Origin of the sequence: Paenirhizobium daejeonense, assembly GCF_014280875.1 — a bacterium.
GTDB lineage: Bacteria > Pseudomonadota > Alphaproteobacteria > Rhizobiales > Rhizobiaceae > Allorhizobium > Allorhizobium daejeonense.
Genome location: NZ_JACLAL010000002.1, coordinates 47,413 through 73,141, shown reverse-complemented (window position 1 = coordinate 73,141; position 25,729 = coordinate 47,413). Strand labels below are relative to the sequence as shown.

General features: G+C 61.7%; 25 protein-coding genes and 2 riboswitches. Of the genes, 21 read left to right on the top strand and 4 right to left on the bottom strand.

Annotated elements, in window-relative coordinates; genetic code table 11:
• Positions 1–21: 21 nt before the first annotated feature.
• The gene (gcvT, locus tag H4I99_RS04010) at positions 22–1,185 is read right to left on the bottom strand and encodes a glycine cleavage system aminomethyltransferase GcvT (protein ID WP_163899350.1); all 1,164 of its coding nucleotides are present in this window, start codon (positions 1,183–1,185) and stop codon (positions 22–24) included.
• A gap of 135 nt (positions 1,186–1,320) precedes the next feature.
• A riboswitch (glycine riboswitch) is annotated at positions 1,321–1,409 on the bottom strand.
• 105 nt (positions 1,410–1,514) lie between these two features.
• Positions 1,515–1,697 (bottom strand): DUF3008 family protein, encoded by a 183-nt coding sequence (locus H4I99_RS04005; RefSeq protein WP_163905709.1) that lies wholly within the window; start codon positions 1,695–1,697, stop codon positions 1,515–1,517.
• 169 nt (positions 1,698–1,866) lie between these two features.
• Between H4I99_RS04005 and H4I99_RS04000 the strand changes: the two genes are divergently transcribed.
• Both H4I99_RS04000 and H4I99_RS03995 read left to right on the top strand, forming a co-directional pair.
• Positions 1,867–2,238, top strand: coding sequence for a hypothetical protein (locus tag H4I99_RS04000; protein WP_163899348.1), 372 nt, complete (start codon positions 1,867–1,869; stop codon positions 2,236–2,238).
• A 98-nt stretch (positions 2,239–2,336) separates the two neighbouring features.
• Positions 2,337–3,350, top strand: coding sequence for a DUF1775 domain-containing protein (locus H4I99_RS03995; protein WP_163899346.1), 1,014 nt, complete (start codon positions 2,337–2,339; stop codon positions 3,348–3,350).
• 90 nt (positions 3,351–3,440) lie between these two features.
• Here H4I99_RS03995 and H4I99_RS03990 read toward each other — a convergent pair whose 3' ends face one another.
• Positions 3,441–3,716, bottom strand: a complete 276-nt coding sequence (locus tag H4I99_RS03990) for a hypothetical protein (RefSeq protein WP_163899344.1) — start codon at positions 3,714–3,716, stop codon at positions 3,441–3,443.
• Positions 3,717–4,086: 370 nt separating this feature from the next.
• Between H4I99_RS03990 and H4I99_RS03985 the strand changes: the two genes are divergently transcribed.
• The 12 genes from H4I99_RS03985 (at position 4,087) to H4I99_RS03930 (ending at position 17,390) form a co-directional block, all read left to right on the top strand.
• Positions 4,087–4,623, top strand: a complete 537-nt coding sequence (locus H4I99_RS03985; protein ID WP_163899342.1) for a flavodoxin domain-containing protein — start codon at positions 4,087–4,089, stop codon at positions 4,621–4,623.
• Positions 4,624–4,678: 55 nt separating this feature from the next.
• Entirely contained in the window at positions 4,679–5,056 is a 378-nt protein-coding gene (crcB, locus tag H4I99_RS03980) for a fluoride efflux transporter CrcB (protein ID WP_163899340.1), read from the top strand.
• 111 nt (positions 5,057–5,167) lie between these two features.
• Complete coding sequence (locus H4I99_RS03975; RefSeq protein WP_163899338.1) at positions 5,168–6,163, top strand: RluA family pseudouridine synthase; 996 nt, start codon at positions 5,168–5,170, stop codon at positions 6,161–6,163.
• A gap of 10 nt (positions 6,164–6,173) precedes the next feature.
• Entirely contained in the window at positions 6,174–6,833 is a 660-nt protein-coding gene (locus tag H4I99_RS03970; protein WP_163899337.1) for an HAD family hydrolase, read from the top strand.
• Positions 6,834–6,839: 6 nt separating this feature from the next.
• Positions 6,840–7,631: an ATP12 family chaperone protein gene (locus H4I99_RS03965; protein ID WP_163899335.1), complete on the top strand. Its 792-nt coding sequence runs from the start codon at positions 6,840–6,842 to the stop codon at positions 7,629–7,631.
• 65 nt (positions 7,632–7,696) lie between these two features.
• Positions 7,697–8,323 (top strand): hypothetical protein, encoded by a 627-nt coding sequence (locus H4I99_RS03960; protein WP_163899333.1) that lies wholly within the window; start codon positions 7,697–7,699, stop codon positions 8,321–8,323.
• A gap of 98 nt (positions 8,324–8,421) precedes the next feature.
• Positions 8,422–8,790, top strand: a riboswitch (cobalamin riboswitch).
• Between the two features lie 225 nt (positions 8,791–9,015).
• Positions 9,016–9,537 carry a bifunctional adenosylcobinamide kinase/adenosylcobinamide-phosphate guanylyltransferase gene (gene cobU, locus H4I99_RS03955; RefSeq protein WP_163899331.1) on the top strand — a complete coding sequence of 174 codons (522 nt, stop codon included), beginning with the start codon at positions 9,016–9,018 and terminating at the stop codon, positions 9,535–9,537.
• 3 nt (positions 9,538–9,540) lie between these two features.
• The gene (gene cobW / locus H4I99_RS03950; protein WP_163899329.1) at positions 9,541–10,617 is read left to right on the top strand and encodes a cobalamin biosynthesis protein CobW; all 1,077 of its coding nucleotides are present in this window, start codon (positions 9,541–9,543) and stop codon (positions 10,615–10,617) included.
• Positions 10,618–10,658: 41 nt separating this feature from the next.
• Positions 10,659–14,966: a cobaltochelatase subunit CobN gene (cobN, locus tag H4I99_RS03945; protein ID WP_163899327.1), complete on the top strand. Its 4,308-nt coding sequence runs from the start codon at positions 10,659–10,661 to the stop codon at positions 14,964–14,966.
• Positions 14,963–15,595 (top strand): cob(I)yrinic acid a,c-diamide adenosyltransferase, encoded by a 633-nt coding sequence (gene cobO / locus H4I99_RS03940; RefSeq protein ID WP_163899325.1) that lies wholly within the window; start codon positions 14,963–14,965, stop codon positions 15,593–15,595. The genes cobN and cobO overlap by 4 nt, the downstream gene beginning before the upstream one ends.
• Positions 15,595–16,020 carry an EamA family transporter gene (locus H4I99_RS03935; RefSeq protein ID WP_163899323.1) on the top strand — a complete coding sequence of 142 codons (426 nt, stop codon included), beginning with the start codon at positions 15,595–15,597 and terminating at the stop codon, positions 16,018–16,020. Before cobO ends, H4I99_RS03935 begins: the two co-directional genes overlap by 1 nt.
• Positions 16,021–16,127: 107 nt before the next feature.
• Positions 16,128–17,390 carry a low temperature requirement protein A gene (locus H4I99_RS03930; protein WP_163899322.1) on the top strand — a complete coding sequence of 421 codons (1,263 nt, stop codon included), beginning with the start codon at positions 16,128–16,130 and terminating at the stop codon, positions 17,388–17,390.
• Here the strand turns inward: H4I99_RS03930 and H4I99_RS03925 are convergent.
• Positions 17,373–18,158, bottom strand: coding sequence for a TSUP family transporter (locus H4I99_RS03925; RefSeq protein ID WP_186663244.1), 786 nt, complete (start codon positions 18,156–18,158; stop codon positions 17,373–17,375). The two genes, H4I99_RS03930 and H4I99_RS03925, sit on opposite strands and share 18 nt — an antisense overlap.
• A gap of 331 nt (positions 18,159–18,489) precedes the next feature.
• Between H4I99_RS03925 and H4I99_RS03920 the strand changes: the two genes are divergently transcribed.
• Genes H4I99_RS03920 through H4I99_RS03890 form a run of 7 tightly spaced genes read left to right on the top strand, consistent with a single transcriptional unit; the run spans position 18,490 to position 25,634 of the window.
• Positions 18,490–19,860 (top strand): sirohydrochlorin chelatase, encoded by a 1,371-nt coding sequence (locus H4I99_RS03920; protein ID WP_163899318.1) that lies wholly within the window; start codon positions 18,490–18,492, stop codon positions 19,858–19,860.
• Positions 19,861–19,888: 28 nt separating this feature from the next.
• Positions 19,889–20,533 carry a precorrin-8X methylmutase gene (locus H4I99_RS03915; protein WP_163905708.1) on the top strand — a complete coding sequence of 215 codons (645 nt, stop codon included), beginning with the start codon at positions 19,889–19,891 and terminating at the stop codon, positions 20,531–20,533.
• Positions 20,534–20,540: 7 nt separating this feature from the next.
• Complete coding sequence (gene cbiE / locus H4I99_RS03910; protein WP_163899317.1) at positions 20,541–21,770, top strand: precorrin-6y C5,15-methyltransferase (decarboxylating) subunit CbiE; 1,230 nt, start codon at positions 20,541–20,543, stop codon at positions 21,768–21,770.
• Positions 21,767–22,495, top strand: coding sequence for a precorrin-2 C(20)-methyltransferase (cobI, locus tag H4I99_RS03905; protein ID WP_163899316.1), 729 nt, complete (start codon positions 21,767–21,769; stop codon positions 22,493–22,495). Before cbiE ends, cobI begins: the two co-directional genes overlap by 4 nt.
• A 4-nt stretch (positions 22,496–22,499) precedes the next feature.
• On the top strand, positions 22,500–24,326 hold the full coding sequence (gene cobJ / locus H4I99_RS03900) for a precorrin-3B C(17)-methyltransferase (protein ID WP_163899314.1): 1,827 nt from the start codon (positions 22,500–22,502) through the stop codon (positions 24,324–24,326).
• A 59-nt stretch (positions 24,327–24,385) separates the two neighbouring features.
• On the top strand, positions 24,386–25,171 hold the full coding sequence (gene cobM, locus H4I99_RS03895) for a precorrin-4 C(11)-methyltransferase (RefSeq protein WP_163899313.1): 786 nt from the start codon (positions 24,386–24,388) through the stop codon (positions 25,169–25,171).
• Positions 25,164–25,634, top strand: coding sequence for a hypothetical protein (locus H4I99_RS03890; RefSeq protein WP_163899311.1), 471 nt, complete (start codon positions 25,164–25,166; stop codon positions 25,632–25,634). Before cobM ends, H4I99_RS03890 begins: the two co-directional genes overlap by 8 nt.
• Positions 25,635–25,729: the final 95 nt, after the last annotated feature.

The following is a 25,729-nucleotide window of genomic DNA, read 5'->3' as shown; positions in this document are numbered from 1 at the left end:
GGTTCTCTCTCCAGGGAGGGGTCAGCGTTTGTAGGTCGGGGTGATGAAAGGAAGCGTCGCGACGGTGACGGGCAGGTACTTGCCGCGCACCTCGGCGAAGAGTTCTGTACCGGGTGCGGCGAGTTCCGCCGGCACGTAGCCCATGGCAATAGGACTTTCGACGCTCGGGCCGAAGCCGCCGGAGGTCACGTGTCCGACGTGGTTCCTGCCTTCGGCATCGGAGAACAGGTCCGATGGCGGGCGGACCGGGGCCTTGCCCTGGGGTTTCAGGCCGACGCGGCGGCGGGCCGTGCCGTTTTCGAGTTCTGCGAGAATGCGGGCTGCGCCGGGAAAGCCGCCTTCTCGCTCGCCGCCCTTGCGGCGGGCCTTCTGGATCGCCCATTCGAGACCGGCCTCGACGGGGGATGTGGTGGTGTCGATGTCGTTGCCATAGAGGCAGAGACCGGCTTCGAGGCGGAGGCTATCGCGGGCCCCAAGCCCGATCGGTTCGCATTCGGGGTGGTCGATCAGTGCCTTGGCGATCTCCACGGCCCTGTCGGCCGGAACGGAGATTTCGAAGCCGTCCTCGCCGGAATAGCCGGAGCGCGAGACGATACAGTCGACATCGTGGAGCGAAAGGTCGCGCACATCCATGAACTTCATCTGGACGATGCCGGCCCAGAGTTCAGAGATCACCTTTTCGGCTTTGGGGCCCTGCAACGCCAGCAGCGCCCGGTCGTCGAGCAGGGTAATGTCGCAGGTATCGCCGAGGCCGGCCAGCATGTGTGCCACGTCCTGATCCTTGCAGGCCGCATTGACGACGACCAGCAGGTGGTCGCCGCGATTGGTGATCATCAGGTCGTCGAGAATGCCGCCGTTTTCGTCGGTGAAGAAGCCATAGCGCTGACGGCCGGGCTTGAGGCCGAGAATGTCGACGGGAACGAGACGCTCCAGCGCGAGCGCCGCGTCCTCGTAACGTCCGGACTTCGCGCGAACCAGAACCTGGCCCATGTGGGAAACGTCGAACAGCCCGCAGTGGCTACGGGTGAAGAGGTGCTCCTTCAACACGCCGGCGGGGTATTGGACCGGCATTTCATAGCCGGCAAACGGCACGATGCGGGCACCAAGCTCTACATGAAGATCGAAAAGCGGTGTCCGCTTGAGGGATACGTTGTCGGGCTGGGACGGATCCAAGAAGGCCTCCATTCGGGGCGCTGACGCGCCGGCTCAGATCGTGGCACGGTTGTGCCGGTTCGTGAGCCCCCTCTGTCCCTTTGCCTGAGATTGTTATCCCTTCGGCGCTCCCTTGCTTTTACGAAAGGGTTCTCTCCAGAGTTCAGTCGGCACCTTGTGGTCCTTTAGCCTGAGAGTTTCCGGGGCGGTTGCTCCTTCGGCACCGGATCGAACCGGTTTCTCCCTACAAGGTTGATCCGCATTATCGGTGACACGGGTCTCTTGGCAAGAGGCTAGTGTCGTTCTCAGCCAAATTTTTGTCGCGCCGCAACCCAGCCATCGCAAGGGGTGAGGCCAGGTCTTCAATCCTTATGTTCCGGAAGGTTCTTGTGCTTCGTGCTTGCGAAGTCCTCAAGCTCCTTCTCGGTCATAGACTTGTACATTTCCTTGGAGGCGCCCTTGAGTTCGCTCTTGGATATCTCGCCGCGCTTTGCTGCAAGTGCGGCGCCGGCGGCGCGTTGTTGGGCCTGGGATTTTGCCGGCATCATGGTTCTCCTTTCATTATTATCCGGAAATTTCGTCACTTTCTGCAGGATGTTTGGTTCAGAACAAACTTCTTCATGTCGTTTCGGGTTCCAATTGTCGCACGGGAATTTCGGTTTTGCCTTGGCTGGTGATTCCGGTTAATCAGGACGCCGAGGAGCGTTAGGGGCCATGACGAGACGAAGAGGGATAGCGAATTTGCTGACGCGCATGCTGTGCGTGATCGCTATCCTGTCGCTTGGTCTCGCGCACAAGCCGCCCCAGGTCATGGCTGCCGCAATGGAAACGGCCGGGCTCAGGCTTCCCGATGGGACTTACGCCGATATTTGCCTCAGCGATTCGGCGATAAAGCACCCCTCGGCGACGCTTTATTGCGAAGCCTGCATGCTGGCGGGATCGACGCTGTTGCCGCAGCCCGACACCGATGGCTGGCTCCTCTCCAACTTTCCGAGCCTTTACAATGCTCAAAAGGCAGTCGTCACTCACCTTATACAGAAAGCGGTCGAACGGCCGCGTTCGCGCGCTCCCCCTGTCGTCTCCTGAAATGCTTCGCTTTCAACGACATCTACACGCCTGAGACAGGCAAATCGCCGGCAAGCAGTCCGCCAAGGGCAGGGACCGTGCCGGTCAGGAGACCAGACATGAAAAAACTTCTTTCGCTCGGCACGGCCGCGATCGCTTCCCTCTACGCCGGCGGTGCGTTCGCGCATGCTTCCTTTGCCAATGAACCGGTCAAGCCAGAGTCCTATTTCGTTGCCGTCCTGCAGATACCGCATGGTTGCGATGGCAAGGCCACAAATGAGGTGCAGGTGACGTTGCCTGAAGGTTTCGTTTTCGCCAAACCTCAGCCCAAGGCCGGCTGGGAACTGGAGGTCATCAAGGGCGACTACCAGAAACCCTATGACGACCACGGCAAGAAGGTGACTTCCGGCCCGGTCGAGATCCGCTGGAAGGGCGGCGACCTGCCGGACGAGTTCTACGATACCTTTGCAATCCGAGGTAAGGTGAGTGGCATCGAGGCCGGCGGAAGCCTCGCCTTCAAGACGATCCAGCTTTGCGGTAAGGACGGAAAGGTTGCCTGGGATGAAATTGCTGCTCCCGGCGTTGATCCGCATTCCTTGAAGAGCCCCGCTCCGGTTATCAAGGTTGCCGCCGGTGACGACACCATGCCCGGTATGGCCGGCCATGACATGCAGGGGCACAACATGCATGGCCACGGGGCCATGGACGGTTCCGGCATGGCCGGGGCCGACCCCGGTACGATGGAGGCTGCAAAAGTCGGCGATATCGAGCTTTCGGCGGGGTTCACCAAGGCCATGCTGCCTGGCCAGCCTGTCGGTGGCGGTTTCGTCATTATCAAGAACGCCGGTTCTTCCGATGACCGTCTGGTCTCGGCGGAATCTCCTGTCGCAGGCCGCGTTGAGCTTCATGAAATGGCGATGGTCAACGATGTCATGAAGATGCGCCAGTTGAACGACGGTATTCCGGTTCCTGCGGGCCAGACCGTCGAATTGAAACCCGGCGGGCTGCATATGATGTTCTTCGACGTCAAGCACCCGTTTGTCGAAGGTGGCAGCGTTCCAGTGAAGCTGACCTTCGAGAAAGCAGGCACGGTTGAGATTGTGCTGCCGGTTGGTCCGGCCAAGGGCAAGTAAGAGTAACGGCCTTCGCCAATCAAAGATAAAAGGCCGCGCTGTGGACCGGCGCGGCCTTTTCGTGTCAGAACGCTCTTCCCGCGTATTCGCTCAATATGCCGAGTTCTTGTATGCCTCGATCGCTTCCCGAAGCGTTGCCTGCTCGATCCGCCTCTGACCGGCTGAGAGAAAGAAAAGGGATAGCGCGGGCGGTTGAACGATGTTTGCGAGGGCACGCAGGCGAAAGTCGTTGCTTTCTTCCGCGCGCTCCCTCACTTCACGTGCATATTCTTCAACATAGGTACTACGCGAAACCCTTTGTGGCGGTTTGATGGGTTCCATCGCATATGCGGCGGTGTTCGCCGAAACCGTAACAACCTGTACCATGCTCATCACCAAAATACGACTATCGAAGAATATTGTCGCATTTTCGTTGAGCCCCTGTTTAAGTAAACCCGTATATTATATTAAAAATGTAAGTAATGTTCGGATCGAGACGGAATTCCTGCTATCTTGTCTATGCCGTGGTGCGTAATTCGATCGCCTGACGTAAATAATATCGTCATTTTTCAGTCGCTTGGATCCGCCCTGAGCCGGATAGCGGCGCGATGCCGCGCTTCTCAGTCGGTGCTTTGCAAATGTGTGGCGATATGTCATTTTCCGACAGAAATCGGAGGCGTGTGTAATTATTTGATTTGGACATTTCCTCGGACGGAATTCCGGTTCGCAGGTGTGTTTCAAAGGGAGGGACTGAAACATGATAATCCTCGTGGGCTACGTCAGCATCGAGGGGCAGTCGCGCAAGATTGCCGAGACGATTGCCGCACAGATTGAAAAGTCCGGGGATCGGGCGGTGCTGTTCAATGTGGTGACGGGCGCCGAATTCGGGGTCGATCACCCGCAGGCTGCCATCCTTTGCGCTCCCATTCATGCCGGACGCTATCCGGTGCCCTTCATCGATTTCGTTCAGAGGGAAAGGGACTGGCTGAAGAGTGTTCCAAGCGCCTTCGTATCGGTTTCACTGTTCATTCGCAGTGAATATGCGGACGAACGCGAGGAGGCAATGCATTTTCCGGACGCGTTGATGGCCGAGACGGGCTGGGTGCCGGGCATGGTGCATCACGCTGCCGGAGCTCTGCGCTACACCGAATACGATTTCTTCAAGCGCTGGATGGCCAAGCGTCTGGCAGAACGCGAGGGAGCGCCGACCGATACGAAGCAGGTCCACGAGTTTACCGACTGGCCTGCGCTCCAGCATTTTACCGACGAATTCCTGACAGCTGCGAAGGCCTGAAAAACCGCTGCTCGCCGGACTGGACGCAGGCGGGGTGAGACGCTAGGACAAGAGCATGATGCAAATCGTGCTCGTTGCGACCGGTGGAGCCGTCGGTTCCGTTCTTCGTTATGTTGTGGGGCTCGGCGCCATGAAGCTGCTCGGGTCTTCTTTTCCGTGGGGGACACTGACCGTCAATGTCGTGGGCTGTTTCGGCATCGGCGTGCTGGCGGAACTGATCGTGGCTCGTTTCGGGGGCTCGGCGGATCTCCGGCTGCTGTTGATCACCGGTTTTCTCGGCGGGTTCACGACGTTCTCGGCCTTCGCGCTGGATGCGGTATCGCTCTTCGAGCGGGGAGCAGCCTTCAGTTCCTTCGTCTATCTTGCCAGCTCCATCGTCGTATCGATCGCCGCGACGGTTGCGGGCATGCTGCTGATGCGCTCGGTGCTCTGAGCGTAGCCGCGGCCGGTTTTCCTGTTTCCATCTTCAATCGAAATGCTCTAAAGCGCTTTCGAGAACGATAGTGGCGCATCAGACGCCCGAACGACCGGAAGATATATTCAAATGGCAGGCATCGAACACATCATCGTGGACGCCGATGAGGCGGGCATGCGGATCGACCGCTGGTTCAAGGTGCACTTTCCGGGCCTCGGCTTCGGCGCATTGCAGAAACTGCTGCGCTCCGGGCAGGTCCGGGTCGACGGCGGCCGCGTCAAGACCGACAGCCGCGTGCAACCGGGACAGGTGGTGCGCATTCCTCCGCTCGATGTCGACCTCAAGGTGAAGGCCGGACCGATCGGATCACATGACCTCAAGCATTCCGATGACGGCGCACTCTTGTCGCGCATGCTGTTGCATGAAGACGACAAGGTGTTCGTTCTCAACAAGCCGGCAGGTCTCGCCGTTCAGGGCGGTTCGGGACTTACCCGCCATATCGACAAGATGCTGGAGGCGTGGACCAACAAGAAGGGCGAGAAGCCGCGGCTGGTGCATCGCCTCGACCGCGATACCTCCGGTGTTCTGGTGGTCGCACGCACGCGCGGTGCCGCGCAGAAGCTGACTGCGGCGTTTCGCGAGCGCGATACCAAAAAGACCTACTGGTCTCTGGTGAAGGGTGTGCCACGCAAGCACGAAGACAAGATCTCGACCTGGCTGGTCAAGGACCAGACCGATGAAGGCGACCGCATGCGGGTCGCCAAGCATGGCGAGGATGGGGCCGACCACGCCGTTTCCTTCTATCGCGTGATCGACACCGCCGCGCAGAATCTCGCCTGGCTGGAAATGGAACCCTATACCGGCCGTACCCATCAGCTGCGCGTGCATGCGCTCCACATCGGCCATCCGATCATCGGCGATCCCAAATATTTCATAGATGATCCGAACTGGGACTTTCCGGGCGGCATCCAGAAGCGTCTGCATCTGCATGCCCGCCACATCGACATTCCGCATCCCTCCGGCGGACGGTTGAAGGTGACCGCGCCGCTGCCGCCACACATGGTGCAGAGCTGGAACCTGCTCGGCTTCGATCAGGAAGACGGCAACAAGGATGACGACGAGTGAGGGGCATGGAATGAAGCTTGTACTATTCGATTTCGATGGAACGCTGGTAGACAGCGCAGGCCTGATCCACGAGACAATGCGGCGTACATTCGAGGCGTTTTCGCATCGCGCTCCGTCGTTCGAGGCGACCAAGAGCATTATCGGTCTGACGCTCGATATCGCGATTGCGCGGCTTCAGGGCAAACCGCATGTCGATGACGAGGCTGTGCAGATGGCCGTTCACTACAAGAGCCTCTTCACTATTGTCCGCAAGGATCTCGACTTTCGCGAGCCATTGTTCGACGGAATCGCACCACTCATCGAAAAGCTCGTCGCGCGTGAAGATGTCCTGATCGGTGGGGTGACGGGTAAATCGCGGCGTGGCCTCGATCTCGTGCTTGAAACGCATGGTTACACGCCTCATTTCTTCGTCACCCGCACGGCGGACGATTGCCCGTCCAAACCGAACCCGGCCATGGTCAGCGAATGCTGTAACGAGGCAGGAATCGCGCCGTCGGATACGGTTGTCATCGGCGACGCCATCTACGACATGCAGATGGCAAAGGCTGCGGGCGCTACCGCGATCGGTGTCTCCTGGGGCTATGCCTCCGTCGATGATTTGTGGAAGGCTGGAGCGGATGCGGTGGTCGATCGGCCCGAGACCATCCTGAGCTACATCCATCAGGGATAATTGACCATGCGTGATATTCTGAGCGACCTCGGAACCGAACTCAGTGATGCCGATCCGGTGCGCCGCGCCCAGATCCAGATGAAGCGGCCGCTGGCCAAGCGGTTCTACGATACTGTTTCCGTGGAGCCGGAGGAGGGCGGTTTCGCCGTTCGTCTGGACGGGCGCACGGTGAAGACCCCGGGCAAGAACGTCCTTCGCCTGCCGACACAGGCAGCCGCCGAACTGGTGGCTGAGGAGTGGCGGGCGCAGGCGCAGGAGATCGATCCGGCGACGATGCCGGTGACCCGGCTTGCCAATACGGCGATCGATGCGATTGCCGGGCAGGAGGACGAGGTCTTTGCCGATATCGTCCGTTTCTCCGGCACCGACATGCTGTGCTACCGCGCCGATGGACCGCAGGAACTCGTTGCCCGCCAGTCGGATCGCTGGGACCCGGTTATCGACTGGGTGGCCTCGGTGCATGGCGCCCGCTTCATTCTTGCGGAAGGCATCATCCATCAGGAGCAGCCGGAAGAGGCCGTTTCCGCCTATTCCGAGGCGTTGCGTCCCTTTGCCGGCGCGATCGATCTCGCTTGTCTGCATGTTGTCACGACGTTGACCGGTTCGGCGCTTCTGGCGCTTGCCTTTGCCCATGGGCGGCTTGGCCGCGACGAGGTCTGGTCGCTCGCCCATCTCGACGAGGACTGGACGGACGAACACTGGGGTACGGATGCCGAGGCGCAGGCCCGTCGCGAAAAACGCTTCGAGGAAATGGTTGCCGCCACGGCGTTGTTTGCCTCCCTTCGGCCGGCAAGTTAACCGACCGCTAACCATAAAAGTGAAATCCTGACGATGACAGGGAATCATCGGTCGGGACGTTTCACATGCTTGCACGGATCTTCAGGTTCAGCTTTGCGCTGCTGCTTTTTGTGGCGCTTGCATCCTGCAGCATTTTTCAGGGACGGCCGATTACAAGACCGCTTGTCTACTACGTGCGGGAAGTCACTGTGATGGCCGACGCCGGCGTACCGCTCGGTGTCATCCGAGGGGTCGACCGTCGCGTTTCCGCCGCGGTCGCCTCGACGCGGCCACCCGCCGGCGCCCAGCGCGTGGCAATGCTGGTGCGGATCGAGGAAGTCGGAACAGGTTTCGGCGCCCGTCGCGGCATTCCCAATGCCCGGTTCGTCACGACGGCCGTTTCGCTCGAAACCGGCGAGCCGGTGGCTGAGGGCACGTTCAACGTCAGCGGGACGACCGATGCACCCGGCATGGCGGAGGAAAGCCTTGCCGAGGAGATTTCCGCCCGCATCCGTTTTGCCTTCTCGCTGGTCAATCCCTCGCTGCGCAAGGTGGTGCGCCCGCCGCGCACGATGATGACCAAGTTCGTCAACGATCCGCCGGAACCCGTGATGCCGGAGATGCCCGTTGCCCCGGTCGTCGTTCCCAATCCTGCCGCAACGAGGATCAATCCCGAGGATGGTGCCAGCGGGACGATCAGGCTTGGCAATTGAGTCTCAGAACCTTTACTCCAGGTGCCGCGTTCCTATCTGCCGGTCACGTTGTCCCGTCGCCGGAATCGCATAATTGACTTTGGCCGGTCACGAGCCTAATCACATGGAATACGGATGGTTTTCATGTCCGCCTGCCGGTGGATTGAAAAGCAAAAGGGAATGCGACAGCGGTGACCCAGATCGGGACCGTCAATCGCAGCCGACCCCGCGACTGTAGAGCGGCGAGGGTATTCCGTCCGGTGCCATTTTCGATGGATGACGGTTGCATGGTGCAGCCGGTCCGGAAGAAGAGCGGGGCCGGAAAAGCCACTGAGGGGCTGCGCGATCAGCCAGGGCGGACGCCTCTATCATCTACGAATCGTCCCCTTTCGCGCAGCATCGACCCTCGGGAAGGTGAGGAATATCCGCTGGTGCAACAAGCGCCACGACCCGCGAGCCAGGAGACCTGCCAACCGTGCCGGGCATTGGCCCACACCTTCGGGGGAGGATCCCCTTGTTGCCAGCACGGAGGTTGTCGTGGCGACGTCATCCAGAAGCGGGGTCTCCAGATCCCGCGCATCGGCGCATTGCATGATGCTCCCGGGGATAGCGTCTCGGGAAGTGGCCGAGATGTTTCGATTCCACATGACGACAGTTGCTGGGCAGCCTGGGCGGTTTGCTGCGGCTCCGTTTGTTGTCTCCGGGTTCAAGCGATGACGGTGCAGGGTTCTTCCATCCTCGTGCTTGGCGGCGCGCGGTCCGGCAAATCCCGTTTTGCCGAAGGGCTGGCGACGGGCTCGGGTCTCGATCGGCACTATGTCGCGACGGGTCGGGCCTATGACGACGAGATGCGCGAGCGGATCGCCAAACACCGCGCCGACCGTGGCGAGGGCTGGACGACCCATGAGGAACCTGTGGAGCTCGCCGACCTGCTGCGCCGGATCGACGGTCCCGGCCGCGTCGTGCTGGTCGATTGCCTGACGCTTTGGGTCACCAATCTGATGATGGCGGAAGACGACGTGGCCATGCGTTCGGCGGAACTGGTCGAGGCCGTTACCGGCCTCTCTTCGCGTCTCGTTCTCGTTTCCAATGAAGTCGGTCTCGGCATCGTGCCGGAAAACCGCATGGCGCGCGAATTTCGCGACCATGCAGGTCGTCTTCACCAACTGGTCGCGCAACATGCGGCCGAAGTCTATTTCATCGCGGCCGGACTGCCGCTGAAAATGAAGGGTTGAACCATGCTCCAGGAAAAGATCCCCGCAACCGTCATCACCGGCTTTCTTGGCGCCGGCAAGACCACCATCATCCGCAACATGCTGATGAATGCAGGCGGCAAGAAGATCGCGCTGATCATCAACGAATTCGGCGATCTCGGCGTCGATGGCGATGTGCTGAAGGGCTGCGGCGCGGAGAACTGCACCGAGGACGATATCATCGAACTGACCAATGGCTGCATCTGCTGCACGGTCGCCGACGATTTCGTTCCGACCATGCAGAAGCTTCTCGAGCGCGACGTGAAGCCCGACCACATTGTCATTGAGACGTCCGGCCTTGCCCTGCCGCAGCCGCTGGTCGCCGCCTTCAACTGGCCGGATATCCGCACGCGGGTAACCGTCGACGGCGTGGTGACGGTGGTCGACAGCGCGGCCGTCGCCGCCGGCCGTTTCGCTGACGATCACGACCGCGTGGACGCCATGCGCGAGGCCGACGACAGCCTCGACCACGACAGCCCCATCGAGGAACTGTTCGAGGACCAGCTCACCTGCGCCGACCTGATCGTGCTCAACAAGACCGATCTTCTGGACGGCGAGGGCGTGGCCCGGGTGCGTGCGGAAGTAGCCGAGCGGATCGCGCGCAAGCCGACCCTGATCGAGGCGAAGAACGGCGATGTGCCGGCTATCGTGCTGCTCGGTCTCGGCGCAGGCACCGAAGACGACATCGAGAACCGCAAGTCTCATCACGAACTGGAACATGAGGCGCTGCATGCAAGCGGCGAAGCCCATGACCATCATCACGACCATGACGAATTCGAAAGCTTTGTGATGAAGCTTCCAGCAATTGCCGATCCGGCCGATTTCGTCGAGCGGTTGAAGGACGTGATCGCAACCCATGACGTGCTGCGTCTCAAGGGCTTCATTGATGTTCCGGGCAAGCCGATGCGCCTCGTCATCCAGGCCGTCGGCTCGCGGGTGGACACCTACTTCGACCGTCCGTGGGGGGCTAGCGAGAAGCGCGAAACGCGTCTCGTGGTCATCGGCCTACACGAGTGGGATTATGCGGCCGTGGTAGAGGCTGTCGAAAAGGCGGCTTCGTAAGGCTTGGGTGCCGATGACGCTGCCCTCGTAGGACAATACCGATGCATCTCCTGCTAGCCCAGAAAGGTTCGATCAGCGACGGCGAGGAGGCGATAGACCTCGGCCAGACGCCGGGCGATATCCTTTTCCTGTCCGCCGCCGATACCGAGCTTGCCGCAATCGCGACCGCCGTTGCAGCGCGGGCGGGCGGTCCGAGCGTGCGGCTGGCCAGCCTGATGCAGCTGAAGCATCCGATGTCGGTCGATACCTATGTCGAGCGGACCGCGCGGCATGCGAAGCTGATCGTCATCCGGGCGCTCGGAGGGGCTAGCTATTTTCACTACGCGTTGGAGGCGCTCAATGCCTGCGCCCGCCGGTCGGGAGCCGCAATCGCTGTTCTGCCAGGCGACGACAAGCCGGATGCGGGGCTCTCTGCGTTCTCGACCGTAGCGGCCGACGATCTCGATACGCTCTGGTCCTATCTGGTTGAGGGGGGCGCGGCGAATGCGTCCGCCTTTGTCGACTATGCCATGTCTCTCATTGGCTTTGGCGAAAGACCACAGCCGGCTTCGCCCTTGCTGAAGGCCGGGGTCTGGTGGCCGGGCAGGGGTGTGATCGGGGTCGAGGAATGGCGGGAAGCTGCGGGCGTTCATTCTCCATCGCGTAAAGCCGCCTCGAATCATTCGGAGCCGGTGGAGACAAATTCCGGGGCTGTTGCGTCGCATTCGGAGATACCCCCCTCTGTCCTGCCGGACATCTCCCCCTCAAGGGGGGAGATCGACTCGCGGCAGGCATCTGCGACCTCAGCCGCTGCCGCATCGTCGGCTTTCGGTGACGCAACTTCTCCCGCGGAAGTTGGAGCGGAAAGGCCGCCCCATCCGATCTCCCCCCTTGAGGGGGAGATGGCCGGCAGGCCAGAGGGGGGTGCCGCAACTGAACGTGTAACCGTACCCATCGCCGCCATCTGCTTCTACCGCGCTCTCGTCCAGAGCGGAGAGACGCGGCCGGTCGAGGCGATGATAGAGGCGCTTCGCGCCGAGGGGCTGACGGCCTTGCCGGTGTTCGTCTCCAGCCTCAAGGATGCCGTTTCGGTTGATACGCTCAGACGGATCTTCGGAGAGGCGTCGCCTGCCGTCGTGCTGAACGCCACAGGATTTGCGGTCTCGGCTCCAGGCAGCGAGCGCGCCTCCACCGTGCTGGACGAGGCAGGCGCGGTGGTGCTTCAGACGCTGTTTTCCAGCTCGTCACGCGATGCGTGGGAGCAATCCTTGCAGGGGCTTTCGGCGCGCGATCTTGCCATGAGCGTGGCCCTGCCGGAGGTCGATGGCCGGGTGATGACGCGCGCGGTTTCCTTCAAGGCAGCGGCGCGCTTCGATGCCCGGGTCGAGACCAATATCGTCACCCATGAGCCGGATGCCGGCCGCGCCGCCTTCGTCGCGAAACTTGCCGCGAACTGGGCGCGGTTGCGCAACACTAAAGCCGCGGAGCGGCGGGTTGCGATCGTGATGGCGAACTATCCGAACCGGGACGGACGGCTTGGCAATGGCGTCGGGCTCGATACGCCGGCCGGCACCATGGAGGTGCTCAAGGCCATGAAGGCGGCTGGATACAAAGTGGGTGATCTGCCTCGCGATGGCGATGCGCTGATGGCGCATCTGAGGGCGGGGCCGACCAATGCAGCGAACGATGGGCGGGAAATCCGCGAAGCCATTTCAGTAAATGATTACATTCGTTTCTTCGAAGATCTTCCGGTAAAGGTTCGGGATGAGGTGACGGCACGCTGGGGTGCGCCGGAGGCCGATCCGTTCTTCCTCGAAGGGCGTTTCGCGCTGCCGCTGTCGCGCTTCGGGAACGTGCTGGTGGGTATCCAGCCGGCGCGTGGCTACAATATCGATCCGAAGGAAACCTACCACTCTCCCGATCTCGTGCCGCCGCACGGCTATCTCGCTTTCTATGCCTATCTGCGCCGAGCGTTCGATGCCCACGCCGTCGTCCACATGGGCAAGCACGGCAATCTCGAATGGCTGCCGGGCAAGGCGCTGGCGCTTTCGGAAAACTGCTATCCCGAGGCGGTGTTCGGGGCCTTGCCGCATCTCTATCCGTTCATCGTCAACGATCCCGGCGAGGGCACGCAGGCCAAGCGGCGGACCTCGGCCGTCATCATCGACCATCTGACGCCGCCGCTGACGCGGGCGGAGAGCTATGGGCCGCTCAAGGACCTAGAGGCGCTGGTCGACGAGTATTACGAGGCCTCGGGCGGCGATCCGCGACGGTTGAAGCTCCTGAAGAAACAGATCCTCGATCTCGTCGCCGATATAGGGCTCGATCAGGACGCCGGCATTGCGAAGGGCGAGGCCGAGGAGGCCGCGCTGGAAAAACTCGACGCCTATCTCTGTGACCTCAAGGAAATGCAGATCCGCGACGGCTTGCATATCTTCGGCCTTGCGCCGGAGGGACGTTTGCTCACCGACCTGACCGTGGCGCTGGCGCGGGTGCCGCGCGGGCTGGGCGAGGGGGGTGACCAGAGCCTGCAGCGGGCGATTGCGCTTGATGCTGGGTTGATGGCGTCGCGTGGCGGTCTACCCCCCTCTGGCCTGCCGGCCATCTCCCCCTCAGGGGGGGAGATCGATAAACTGCGGTCGCTCGCTTCGGATGAAGCACCGCCATTCGGGATATCTGGCGGCCAGGTTTCCATTGACTCCGACCGGAAGGATGGTCGAGCGCTTTCCTCCTCGATCTCCCCCCTTGAGGGGGAGATGGCCGGCAGGCCAGAGGGGGGTGACGTCGCGAGTGCCGTCAATAGCGGTATACCCAATGGTTTCGACCCACTCGACTGCGTGATGTCCGATCCATGGATGGGAGCAAGACCGGACATTCTGGCGGATCTCACCGACCAGCCATGGCGGACGAAGGGCGATGCCGTCGAGCGGATCGAGTTGCTGGCGGCTAAGCTGGTGGCAGGAGAGCTCGAATGCCCGCCGGAATGGTCGCGGACGCGGGCGGTGCTCGACGAAATTCAAAACCGGCTGCAGCCTGCTGTGGTCAAGTCGGGCAGGGCCGAGATCGAGGGACTGTTGACCGGGCTCGATGGACGCTTCGTGCCGCCCGGCCCGTCCGGTGCGCCGACGCGCGGGCGGCCGGATGTTCTGCCGACGGGCCGCAACTTCTATTCGGTCGACAGCCGCGCGGTTCCGACCCCCGCGGCCTATGAGCTTGGCAAGAAGTCGGCGGAATTGCTGATTGCGCGTTACGTGCAGGACCATGGCGAATGGCCCACTTCCTTCGGGCTGACAGCCTGGGGAACGTCCAACATGCGTACAGGTGGAGACGATATCGCGCAGGCGCTTGCGCTGATCGGCGTGAAGCCGCTCTGGGACATGGCCTCAAGGCGCGTCACCGGCTACGAGATCATGCCGCCGGCAATTCTCGGTCGGCCGCGTGTGGACGTGACGTTCAGGATTTCCGGCTTCTTCCGTGATGCCTTCCCCGAGCAGATCGCCCTGTTCGACAAGGCTGTTCGAGCCGTTGCCGCACTGGATGAAGACGAAGGCGACAATCCGATTGCGGCGCGGGTGAGGGCTGAGACGGCGCAGCTCGTTGCCGAAGGACTGGACGACAAGGCTGCGGCGCGTCGGGCCGGTTACCGGGTATTCGGTTCGAAACCCGGTGCCTATGGTGCGGGGCTGCAAGCACTGATCGACGAGAAGGGCTGGGAGCAGCGCGGCGACCTGGCCGAGGCCTATCTGGTCTGGGGCGGCTATGCCTATGGGGCCGATGTGGAAGGTAAGGCGGAGCGCGGCCTGTTCGAAGAGCGGCTTCGCCGGGTACAGGCGGTCGTGCAGAACCAGGATAACCGCGAACACGACTTGTTGGACAGCGACGACTATTACCAGTTCGAGGGTGGCATGACGGCGGCGATCGAGCATGTCGCGGGCAGTCGTCCGACCGTCTATCACAACGACCATTCGCGACCGGAAAAACCGGTAATCCGCAGCCTTGAGGAAGAGATCGGCCGCGTGGTGCGCGCCCGCGTCGTCAATCCGAAATGGATCGACGGTGTGATGCGGCATGGTTACAAGGGGGCCTTCGAGATCACTGCGACGGTCGATTACATGTTCGCCTTTGCCGCGACCACGGGCGCGGTGCGCGACCATCATTTCGAGGCGGTCTATCAGGCCTTCATCATGGATGAACGCGTCCGCGACTTCATGGCCGAGAAGAATGCGCCGGCACTCAGGGAACTGGCCGAACGATTGATCGAGGCGATCGATCGCAGGTTGTGGACGCCGCGCAGCAATTCGGCGATGTTCGATCTTTCCCGGCTCGCCGAGCGCGGAGCCGAAACCATGAATGGAGTACAGGAACCATGACCGAGGAAGTTGAGGGTTCGTCGCCCGCCGATCTCGCCCGCCACGCCGAGAAAATGGCGAAGAAGAAGGCGGCCCGTGAGAAGATCATGGCCACCAAGACGGGCGAGAAGGGCCTTGTCATCGTCCATACAGGCAAGGGCAAGGGCAAGTCGTCGGCAGCCTTCGGCATGATCTTCCGCCATATCGCGCATGGAAAGAAATGTGCGGTGGTGCAGTTCATCAAGGGAGCCATGTCGACCGGCGAACGCGACCTGATCCTCAGGCATTTCAGCGATCTGTGCGAATTCCACACCATGGGCGAGGGTTTCACCTGGGAAACGCAGGACAAGGCGCGCGACATCGCCATGGCACAAGCCGCCTGGGAAAAGGCGAAGGAACTGATCCGCGACCCCTCCTATTCCATGGTGCTGCTGGACGAGATCAACATCGCCATCCGCTACGACTACATCGATATCGCCGAGGTTGTGGAGTTCCTGAAGACCGAGAAGCCGGAAATGACCCATGTCGTTTTGACCGGCCGTAACGCCAAGGATGAACTGATCGAGATCGCCGACCTCGTGACGGAGATGGAACTGGTCAAACATCCCTTCCGTTCGGGTATCAAGGCTCAGATCGGGGTCGAATTCTGATGACCCAGAGCTGGGCTTTCTGGGCTTTCCTGTCAGCGGTCTTTGCGGCGCTGACAGCAATCTTCGGAAAGGTCGGGGTCGCCGGCGTCAATTCGGATCTCGCAACGTTGATCCGCACTGTGGTTATCTTTCTGGTGCTGATCGGCATCGTGACCGCGACCGGCCAGTGGCAGTCTCCATCGAACATTTCTGCAAAGACCTGGGTGTTTCTCGGTCTTTCCGGCATTGCGACCGGTGGCTCTTGGATCGCCTATTACCGGGCGCTGAAGATCGGTGATGCCGCCCGCGTTGCGCCGATCGACAAGCTTTCTATTGTCATGGTGGCAATCTTTGCCGCGATCTTCCTCGGTGAGAAACTGAGCCTTGGTGCCTGGACCGGTGTCGCGATGATCGGGGCGGGTGCCATCATGGTGGCGATTTTTTAGTTTCTTCCTAGCGGCTTCGGTTATTTGGCACGCGCGTCCAGAAGGGGAACCATTCCCCACCTCAATCGTTTTTCAACCAAAAGAAAAGTGAATTGGGGTAAACATATATGACATTGGACAGGGTCGCGACCGAGCACAGACCTTCCGGTGACGGAAGGGCGAGCGACGAGGGCGACCTTTTGCGTACCGACCGGGAAAAGGCAGGCTTTCCCGAACTTTTCTTTGACCTAGTATTCGTGTTCGCGCTGATCCAGATGTCGCACACATTCGCCGAAGACTTCGGCATCATGTCCATCGTGGAAGCTGCAATCCTGCTTCTGGCGCTGTGGTGGGTGTGGATCCAGACGACGCTGCTTACCAATCTTCTCGACACCCGGAGAGCCGCCGTGCGGCTGCTGCTGTTCGCGCTGATGTTTTGCGGGATCCTGCTATCGATTGCGCTGCCGGAGGCCTTCCACGACAAGGGACTGTTGTTTGCTTCGGTCTATTCCGTCATGCAGGTGGGCCGCTGCCTGTTTTCGCTTTTTGCCCACCGCAACGCCGATCGATCCGTCTTCCTCACGTTTCTCAGGATGACCATCTGGCTTACCTTTTCCGCCGGGTTCTGGCTGGCTGGCGCGATGGTGGACTCTTCGCCAAGGATAGGGCTGTGGAGCGTGGCGATCCTGATCGAATATGCGGCTCCGGCCTTCAACTATTATCTGCCGGGCCTCATGCGAGGGGCTAATGGCGAAACACTGAGGGTTTCCGGCGAGCATTTTGCCGAACGCACGGCATTGTTCGTCATCATCTGCCTGGGCGAGACGATCTTGACGACGGGCAAGACCGCAGTCGAGCATATGCAGACACCGCTGACCTTCTTCGTGTTCTGCAGCGCGTTCGCAAGCACGGTCCTGATGTGGTGGCTCTATTTTCACGACGGTCAGGAGAAGATGGCGAGAAAGGCGGAAAACACCCGTAAGCCGCAACTGGTTGCGGAGGTAATGTTCGTCTATGGCCATCTGCCAATCGTGATGGGCATCGTCATGACCGCCGTCGGTGAGGATTTCAGCCTTTCACACGCATTCGATCCGGCGGGGCTGCGAGAAACCCTCACGATTGCGGGCGGGCCTGCGCTTTTCCTGATCGGTACGGGCGGTCTCAAGTTTATCGCGGGCCGGGGACTGCCGCTCTCCCATTGCGCCGGGGCGGCTGTCATTTTCGGTTTGGGAGTTTCTTCGAGCCTGCCACTGTTCCTGCTGCAATTTTCGGCGACTGGACTTCTTCTGTTGGTGGCCGTCTGGGAGTTTCTGTCGCTGAAGGCAGGCGTTGCAGACCGCATCCCTCTTGGAGCCAAGCCCTTGTCAGATGCCTCAGAACCCCATCCATAGTCGAACCGGGTTTGTCGGGTCCATCAACAGCTTCGATGCAAGGCCGATGCAGGTCACAATCAGCAGCGGCTTGATCAGTCGCGCTCCGATCCGCATGGCGAGGCGCGATCCCGCTTGCGCGCCGAGGAACTGGCCGAGGCCCATCAGCAGGCCGACCTTCCAGAGCACGACCCCGCCTGCCAGGAAGACGAGGAAGGCGCCGACATTCGAGCCGAGGTTCAAGAGCTTGGTGTGAGCGGTTGCCTTGAGAACTCCGAAGCCCGCAAGCGAGACGAATGCCAGCATGAAGAATGAACCGGTTCCGGGACCGAAGACGCCGTCATAAAAGCCGATCAACGGCACGAAGGTCAGCCCGAATACGAAGGGCGTCATGCGTTGGTTGCGGTCCTCGTCATGGAGGTTGGGTTTCAGCGCGAAATAAAGCGCTATGGCAACCAGAAGGAAGGGCATGATCGCCCGGAGGACTTCCCCGGGGACGACGGTCGCGATGGCGGCGCCGAGCGCGCCGCCAAACACGGCCATCGCCGCCATCGGCAACTGGCTATTCAGGTCGACATGGCCGCGTCGAGCATAGGCAATGGTCGCTGAACCGGCCCCGAACATCGATTGCAACTTGTTGGTTCCAAGCGTTTCGAGTGGCGAAATGCCTGCGATCAGCATGGCGGGAATAGTGATCAGACCGCCACCGCCGGCTATCGAATCGATGAAGCCGGCGATGAAAGCTGCGAGAAAGAGAAGCACCAGGCTCTGGACTGCGAGATCGATCACGATGATCCTGTGGTTGCGGCTGCGGCGGGATGTCCTGTCATGCACCAAACCGCCAGTCGGGGCAACACGCTGCGGGGCGAATGCCGGTCGCATCTGTGACCTTCGGCGCATCCTCCACATAATCCGGCGCAAACGGGTTTGACCGGTCATGTCGCCTTCGATAAAGCTCTGTCTCATGTGCGACGGCGCCTGTTCGACAGGCTGGAAATAGTCCGGTGCGGCTGACCCAATCAGGGGGCCAATTCCGGAGCTGTCCCCAAGGCCAGCGAACCGCGCTCGCGGTTCCGGCGCTTCGTACATGAACGGCAACGAAGCAGGGAGGCCTTGTCTCATGGCGGAAAAACTCGGAATCATGGTGTGCGGGCACGGTAGCCGCAACCAGAACGCAGCGCGCGAATTTGCGGTAATCGCGGAAGCCTTGCGCAAGCGCAATCCCGATATGCCGGTCGAATACGGCTATCTGGAATTCTGCAACCCGGTGATTTCTGCCGGTCTCGACAAGCTGCGGGCCGAAGGCGTGACGCGGGTTCTGGCCGTTCCGGGAATGCTGTTTGCCGCCGGACACGCCAAGAACGACATTCCCTCGGTGCTCAACACCTATCAGGCGCAGAACCCCGGCATGGTCATCACCTACGGGCGGGAACTCGGCATCGACCTGAAAATGATCCGCGCAGCCGGGGACCGCATCCAGGAGGCGGTCGACGAGGCGAACGCGACGCTTGGTTTCGTCGACAAGCATGAAACGCTGCTGATGGTGGTGGGGCGCGGTTCGTCTGATCCCGACGCCAACTCCAACGCCACCAAGGTCATGCGCATGCTCTGGGAAGGCATGGGCTTCGGCTGGGGCGAAACCTGCTATTCCGGCGTGACCTTCCCGCTGGTCGAGCCGGGTCTCGAACACGCCGCGCGGCTCGGCTACAAACGCATCATTGTCTTCCCGTATTTCCTGTTTACCGGTGTGCTGGTGAAGCGCATCTACAGTTATACCGATGTCGTTGCCGAACGGCATCCGGAGATCCAGTTCGTCAAGGCGAGCTATCTCAACGATCATCCGCTGGTGCTGGACGCCTTTCAGGATCGCGTCGGGGAAATCCTCGAAGGTGCCGCCCTGATGAACTGCCAAATGTGCAAGTATCGGGAGCAGGTCCTCGGTTTCGAGGCAGATATCGGCCAGCCGCAGGAAAGCCATCACCATCATGTCGAGGGCATCGGTGGCGGTCTCGAGGACTGTCCGTGTGGCGGCGATTGCGATGCATCCTGTCGCGATCCGGAATTCTGCAAGGAGCACGGGTTGCCCTGGACGCCGGTGCACAGCCATGCGGAGCCGAACGATCTGGCGCCTGCCTTCGACTATGGCGCGTCGACCACGCTCGGCGGCAAATACGGCCATCTGCTCAATGCCGCGCCAGATGCTGGACTGGAGGCCGTGATGAACGCTCCCTCCAGCGGCAAGCCGGCGGTTCACGAACACGGCCCGAACTGCGGCTGCGGCCATCACGATCATGACCACGATCACCACCATGGGCATCATGACCACGAGCATCATGGCCACGGGCACGATCATGATCACCAACATGCTCACGATCACGGACATGACCACGGGCATGGTCATTCGCACGATCACGGGCATCATCATCATCATCATGCTCCGTACCCGCATGCGGATCATCCGCTCGGGCCCAATTCGATGAAGAAGAAGTGATGGCTTCCAATCCAGAGAGGGGTATCCGCTGAGCGCTTCGTTCGACTACATCCGCGATCCGGCAGAGATCTATCGGCAGTCCTTCGAGACGATTCGCCGGGAAGCGGATTTATCGCGCTTTTCCGGTGGGATGGAGAAGCTGGCGATCCGGCTGATCCATGCCTGTGGAATGACGGACCTTGCCGGCGATATCGCGTTTTCGGATGGGGCATTCGAGGCGGGGGCTGAGGCGCTGGCCGCCGGCGCGCCGGTTCTCTGCGACGTCGAGATGGTTCGCCACGGCATTATCCGGCGATTGCTTCCGGCCGACAACGAGGTGATCTGCCTCCTGAACGATGCGCGCGTCAGGCCGAAGGCGGCCGAAATCGGTAACACGCGTTCGGCTGCGCAGGTCGATCTTTGGGGTGACAGGCTTTTCGGGGCAGTGGTTGCCATCGGCAATGCGCCGACGGCGCTTTTCCGGTTGCTGGAACTCCTTGATCAGGGAGCGCCGAAGCCGGCGCTGATTCTCGGCCTTCCTGTCGGGTTCGTCGGTGCGGCGGAGAGCAAGGAAGCGCTGGTCGAGGACAGCCGCGGCGTGCCGTTCATCGCCGTTCGCGGGCGACGGGGCGGTTCGGCCATGGCGTCCGCCGCGGTCAATGCGCTTGCGGGAGGGCTCGGCGCCAATGACTGAAACGCCCATGACTGAACCGTGGCTGACCATCATCGGCGTCGGAGACAACGGCCTCGAAAGCCTGACGCCGGAGGCGCAATCGATCGTCTGGCAGACGGAAACGCTGGTGCTCGGCGAGCGGCTGGATGCCGTGATCGACGGTAGCGCGCTCCCGGCGCTCAAGCGAATCCTCAACTGGAGCGGCGGGTTCCGCGAGACCTTGCGCGAGATTCTGAAGCTGCGCGGTTCGCCGGTCACCATTCTCGCGACAGGCGATCCCATGCACTTCGGCATCGGGGCAACCCTTCGGCGTTATGTGCGGGCGAGTGAGATGTATGTCCTGCCATCGCCTTCGGCCTTTTCGCTGGCCGCCTCGCGGCTCGGCTGGCCGCTGCAGTCGGTGGCGACAATCTCATTGCATGGCCGGCCGCTTTCCCATCTCAACCGGCACCTGATGCCGCGCCATCGTATCCTGGCTTTGACGGCCGGCGCGGAAACCGTGCTCGGAGCTGCGGCGCTGATGGTAGAGCGCGGCTTCGGCAATTCCGTCCTGACCGTGCTGGAGCATATGGGCGGCGATCATGAGCGGATCTTTGCCATGACGGCCGCGGAGCTTCTGGCTACGCAGCCTGAAATCGCGGAGTTCAACACGCTGGCAATCGACTGCGTTTCGAATTCTCCTCTGGTCTCTCCAATAGCGGGCCTGCCGGACGATGCCTTCCGCCATGACGGTCAGCTGACCAAACGGGAGATAAGGGCGGTGACGCTGTCCATCCTGCAGCCCTTTCCGCATGGGCTGCTCTGGGATGTCGGGGCGGGCTGCGGGTCGATCGCGCTCGAATGGATGCGGATCGGGCTCGGCGCGCGTGCCATCGCCATCGAGGAAAAGCCTGAAAGGGTGGCGATGATCCGCGAGAATGCCGAGGTTCTCGGCCTGCCGGATCTCGATATCGTCGAGGCGAGGGCGCCTGAAGGGCTTGCCGGCCTCGACGCGCCAGATGCCGTTTTCATCGGCGGCGGGATTACCCATGAAGGCCTGTTCGAGTCCTGCTGGGATGCATTGCCGCCGGGCGGGCGGCTCGTCGCCAACGCAGTAACCATCGAGGGCGAGGCAAGGCTTGCCGAGCTGCGCGGCGTCCATGGCGGCGAACTCGTCCGGCTGCAGGTTTCGCGCGCGGCGCCTGTCGGGCGGTATTGCGGCTGGAAGTCGCTGATGCCGGTGACGATCTGGTCGGTGACGAAGGGAGAAACGGCATGACCGGCACACTCTATGGCCTTGGTCTTGGTCCCGGCGACCCGGAACTCATCACGCTGAAAGCGCACCGCATTCTCTCGGGCGTGCCGGTCATTGCCTATCCCGCGCCGGATACCGGTCCGAGCTTCGCCCGGCAGATCGCCGCGCCCTATATCGGCGCGCATCAGCTGGAAGTGCCCGTCATCGTGCCGATGCGGGTCGAGCGTTTCCCGGCGCAGGAGGTCTATGACGGAGCGGCGGAGACGCTGGCGCGCCATCTCGACGCCGGTTCCGACGTGGCGGTGCTGTGCGAGGGCGATCCCTTCTTCTACGGTTCCTTCATGTATCTGTTCGAACGGCTGTCCGGCCGTTACGAAACCGAGATCGTGCCGGGGGTTTCCTCGATGATGGCGGCGGCTGCGGCGCTTGGCCGACCGCTTGCGGCGCGAAACGACGTGCTCAGCATCGTGCCCGGACCGCTCGACGACGATATCATGCGAGCGCGCATCGAGGCGGCGGGTGCTGTCGCCATCATCAAGGTCGGGCGGCATTTCGCCCGCATCCGTGCGCTGATCAAGGCGATGGGGCTGACGTCGTGTGCCGGCTATGTCGAGCGCGTCAGTCTTGCCGAACAGCGCGTGTTGCCGCTCGCCGATGTGGTGGAAGACAGCGCGCCCTATTTCTCGATAATCCTTATCTACAAGGGCGGGGAGGGCTGGAAGGCCCGGACCGCCGCTGCAACGGAATGATCCCATGACCATTGTCCAGAAACCCGCCGTCGTCGTCCTGTCGCAGGCCGGCCATGATATCGGACGCAAGATTGCGCTTGCCATCGGCGGCGAACTGCATGGGGCCGAAGCGCGGACCAGCAATGCCGACGTCCTGTTCGACGACACGAAGACCCATATCGCGACACTGTTTGCCACCGGACGGCCGATTGTCGCCGTCATGGCCTGCGGGGCGCTGGTGCGGATACTTGCGCCGCTGCTGGCCGACAAGCATGCGGAGCCGCCAGTCGTCGCCGTCTCGCAGGACGGCGCTTCCGTTGTGCCGCTGCTCGGCGGTCACCATGGCGGAAACGATCTGGCTCGGCAGATTGCCGATGGCCTCAACTGCCGCGCGGCGATCACCACGGCGGGCGACCTGAAATTCGGCCTTGCCCTCGATGAGCCGCCGGCGGGCTATGTGCTTGCCAATCCTGAAAACGCCAAGGCGGTGATGGCGGAGCTTGTCGCGGGCGCTTCCGCACGGTTGCAGGGCAGTGCGTCGTGGCTTTCCTCCTCGCGCATTCCCTTCGCTGAAGACGGCAAGGTGACGCTGACGGTTACCGACGAGCCGAAGACGGCAGGCGCGCTAGAACTGGTCTATCATCCTGAAACGCTGGTGCTTGGCATGGGCTGCGAACGGAATGCCTCGACGGAGGAGGCAATCGCGCTCGCCGAACAGGCACTCAGGGAGAGCGGCCTTGCCCGGCAGAGCCTCGCGGCAGTGGCCTCGATCGATCTCAAGGCCGACGAACGTGCGATCCATGCGGTTGCCGCCCATTTCGGCGTGCCAGCACGGTTCTTCAGCGCTGCAAGGCTGGAGGAAGAGGCACCGCGGCTGAAGAACCCATCGGATATCGTTTTCGCCGAGGTCGGGTGCCATGGTGTCGCCGAAGGTGCGGCGCTCGCAGCGGCCGGTGCAGATAGCGAACTCGTTCTGGCCAAGATCAAGTCCAAGGGAGCGACCGCCGCTATTGCCCGCTCCACCAGTATCGTGGAAGCCGAGACAGCTGGCCGGGCGCGTGGCACGCTCTATGTGGTGGGTATCGGCCCCGGTGCCGACCAGTGGCGCTCGCCGGAGGTTTCGGCCATGGTCGCGGGCTCCACCGATCTCGTCGGCTATTCGCTGTATCTTGACCTGCTGGGACCGCTTGCCTGCGGCAAGACACGGCATGATTTCGATCTCGGCAAGGAAGAGGCGCGCGTCGTGCATGCCATGGAGCTTGCCGGCGAGGGCAAGACGGTGTCGCTGGTCTGCTCCGGCGACGCGGGCATCTATGCCATGGCGACGCTGGTGTTCGAGCTTTTCGACAAGGGCGGGATTACGGACGCCGCAAGCCGGATCGACGTGCAGGTTTCGCCCGGGATTTCCGCGCTGCAGGCGGCGGCGGCGCGTATCGGCGCTCCGCTCGGTCACGATTTCTGCACCATCTCGCTTTCCGACCTGCTGACGCCCTGGGAGCATATCCAGCGGCGCGTGAAGGCGGCAGGCGAGGGCGATTTCGTCATCGCCTTCTACAATCCGGTATCGATGAAGCGCCGCACGCAGCTCGCCTGGGCACGAGACAAGCTTCTGGAATACCGCCCGTCCGACACGCCGGTGATCCTTGCCACCAATCTCGGCCGGCCCGGCGAACATGTCCGCACCGTTCCGCTCGGCGAACTTAATGTCGACGACGTCGACATGCTGACCGTGGTGGTGGTGGGATCGTCGGAGAGCCGCACGGTGACCATGGGCGACGGCAAGACCTGGGTCTACACGCCGCGCGGCTATTCCGGAAAATCGGATACAGGGATGAAGGGCGCGGCTGAGTGAGGTCCGCATCTTCATTCATTTGCCACGGGACAGACCTCGAAGACTGACAGGAAGACAGCATGACCGTCTATTTCATCGGCGCCGGTCCCGGCGCACCTGATCTCATCACCGTCCGTGGCCTCAGGCTCATCGAGCGATGCCCGGTTTGCCTCTATGCCGGTTCGCTGGTGCCGGAGGAAACCGTCAAGGCTGCCCCGGAGGGCGCAATCGTCAAGGATACCGCGCCGATGCATCTCGACGAAATCATCGCCGAGATCGAGGCTGCCCACGCACGTGGTGAGGATGTGGCGCGGGTGCATTCCGGCGATCCGTCGATCTACGGAGCCATCGCCGAACAGATGCGGCGGCTCGATACGCTCGGCATTCCCTATGATGTCGTGCCGGGCGTCCCCGCCTTTGCCGCGACCGCCGCACGGCTGAAGACGGAGCTGACCCTGCCCGAGATCGCCCAGACGATCATTATCACGCGGACCGAAATGAAGGCATCCTCCATGCCGGAATTCGAGACGCTGGAGATCCTCGGCAAATCGCGGGCGACACTTGCCATTCACCTCTCCATCCGCAATCTCGGCCATGTCCGCGATACGCTTGTGCCCTATTACGGCGAGGATTGCCCCGTTGTCGTGGCCTATCGCTCGACCTGGCCGGACGAGCTTTTCATCCGCACGACGCTGAAGGACATGGCGGAGGAGGTGCGCAAGGCGAAGATTACCCGCACGGCCCTGATCATGGTCGGCAGGGTGTTCGGTCACGTCGAATTCCGCGACAGCGACCTTTACAATTCCGATTTCAGCCATGTGTTGAGGAATGTCGGCAAGAAGAAAAAGGGGGGCGCTCGTGCCTGAACGAGACCGGCCCGGACCAGACGAGGAGGGCCGGGTTGGCACGATCCTGAAGCATTATCTGCTCTTCGTCGCCTCACTGCTGGCGGGAGCCGCCACGATGTGTATCATGTGTTTCGGCTATCTCACGCTGCGTCTATCGACGCTCGAACCCCGCTGGATGAAGTCGATTCTCGGCTATGATGTCATAGACTACGGTACGCCGTGGCAATGGACGTTCAACATTCTCCTGTGGGGCTCGCCGGCACTTCCTATGTGCAGATGGATACTTGGGTTCATCGACGGCATTCGTCCAAGGTGGCGTCGGATAACGGAAGCCTATGTCCTGTTCGGTCTGTGGATATATGTCCTCGGGTTTCTCGCCTACAGGACGGACATCGACCGCGCGGTTCTCGCGGCGACAGGTTTGGCGATCGTCCTGACCGTTGGTTTCGTCTACATGCGTCGCCGGATCATCGTGCCTTGACAGCGTTAGATCTCATTCGTCCACAGAGGTATTCGTGTAGCTGCGATTGGTACCGGTTCGCGAAAAAGCGTGAGGCACGGGTCTCCGGCAGACGA

Excerpts from the sequence above, each read along its gene's own strand:
- H4I99_RS03985 (WP_163899342.1), top strand. The coding sequence starts at position 4,087 with ATGATAATCCTCGTGGGCTACGTCAGCATCGAGGGGCAGTCGCGCAAG.
- cobI (WP_163899316.1), top strand. The coding sequence starts at position 21,767 with ATGACCGGCACACTCTATGGCCTTGGTCTTGGTCCCGGCGACCCGGAA.
- H4I99_RS03995 (WP_163899346.1), top strand. The coding sequence starts at position 2,337 with ATGAAAAAACTTCTTTCGCTCGGCACGGCCGCGATCGCTTCCCTCTAC.
- cobW (WP_163899329.1), top strand. The coding sequence starts at position 9,541 with ATGCTCCAGGAAAAGATCCCCGCAACCGTCATCACCGGCTTTCTTGGC.
- H4I99_RS04005 (WP_163905709.1), bottom strand. The coding sequence starts at position 1,697 with ATGCCGGCAAAATCCCAGGCCCAACAACGCGCCGCCGGCGCCGCACTT.
- cobO (WP_163899325.1), top strand. The coding sequence starts at position 14,963 with ATGACCGAGGAAGTTGAGGGTTCGTCGCCCGCCGATCTCGCCCGCCAC.
- H4I99_RS03975 (WP_163899338.1), top strand. The coding sequence starts at position 5,168 with ATGGCAGGCATCGAACACATCATCGTGGACGCCGATGAGGCGGGCATG.
- cobU (WP_163899331.1), top strand. The coding sequence starts at position 9,016 with ATGACGGTGCAGGGTTCTTCCATCCTCGTGCTTGGCGGCGCGCGGTCC.
- cobM (WP_163899313.1), top strand. The coding sequence starts at position 24,386 with ATGACCGTCTATTTCATCGGCGCCGGTCCCGGCGCACCTGATCTCATC.
- H4I99_RS03935 (WP_163899323.1), top strand. The coding sequence starts at position 15,595 with ATGACCCAGAGCTGGGCTTTCTGGGCTTTCCTGTCAGCGGTCTTTGCG.
- cbiE (WP_163899317.1), top strand. The coding sequence starts at position 20,541 with ATGACTGAACCGTGGCTGACCATCATCGGCGTCGGAGACAACGGCCTC.
- H4I99_RS04000 (WP_163899348.1), top strand. The coding sequence starts at position 1,867 with ATGACGAGACGAAGAGGGATAGCGAATTTGCTGACGCGCATGCTGTGC.
- H4I99_RS03965 (WP_163899335.1), top strand. The coding sequence starts at position 6,840 with ATGCGTGATATTCTGAGCGACCTCGGAACCGAACTCAGTGATGCCGAT.
- H4I99_RS03930 (WP_163899322.1), top strand. The coding sequence starts at position 16,128 with ATGACATTGGACAGGGTCGCGACCGAGCACAGACCTTCCGGTGACGGA.
- cobJ (WP_163899314.1), top strand. The coding sequence starts at position 22,500 with ATGACCATTGTCCAGAAACCCGCCGTCGTCGTCCTGTCGCAGGCCGGC.
- cobN (WP_163899327.1), top strand. The coding sequence starts at position 10,659 with ATGCATCTCCTGCTAGCCCAGAAAGGTTCGATCAGCGACGGCGAGGAG.
- H4I99_RS03970 (WP_163899337.1), top strand. The coding sequence starts at position 6,174 with ATGAAGCTTGTACTATTCGATTTCGATGGAACGCTGGTAGACAGCGCA.
- H4I99_RS03920 (WP_163899318.1), top strand. The coding sequence starts at position 18,490 with ATGGCGGAAAAACTCGGAATCATGGTGTGCGGGCACGGTAGCCGCAAC.
- crcB (WP_163899340.1), top strand. The coding sequence starts at position 4,679 with ATGATGCAAATCGTGCTCGTTGCGACCGGTGGAGCCGTCGGTTCCGTT.
- H4I99_RS03990 (WP_163899344.1), bottom strand. The coding sequence starts at position 3,716 with ATGGTACAGGTTGTTACGGTTTCGGCGAACACCGCCGCATATGCGATG.
- gcvT (WP_163899350.1), bottom strand. The coding sequence starts at position 1,185 with ATGGAGGCCTTCTTGGATCCGTCCCAGCCCGACAACGTATCCCTCAAG.
- H4I99_RS03960 (WP_163899333.1), top strand. The coding sequence starts at position 7,697 with ATGCTTGCACGGATCTTCAGGTTCAGCTTTGCGCTGCTGCTTTTTGTG.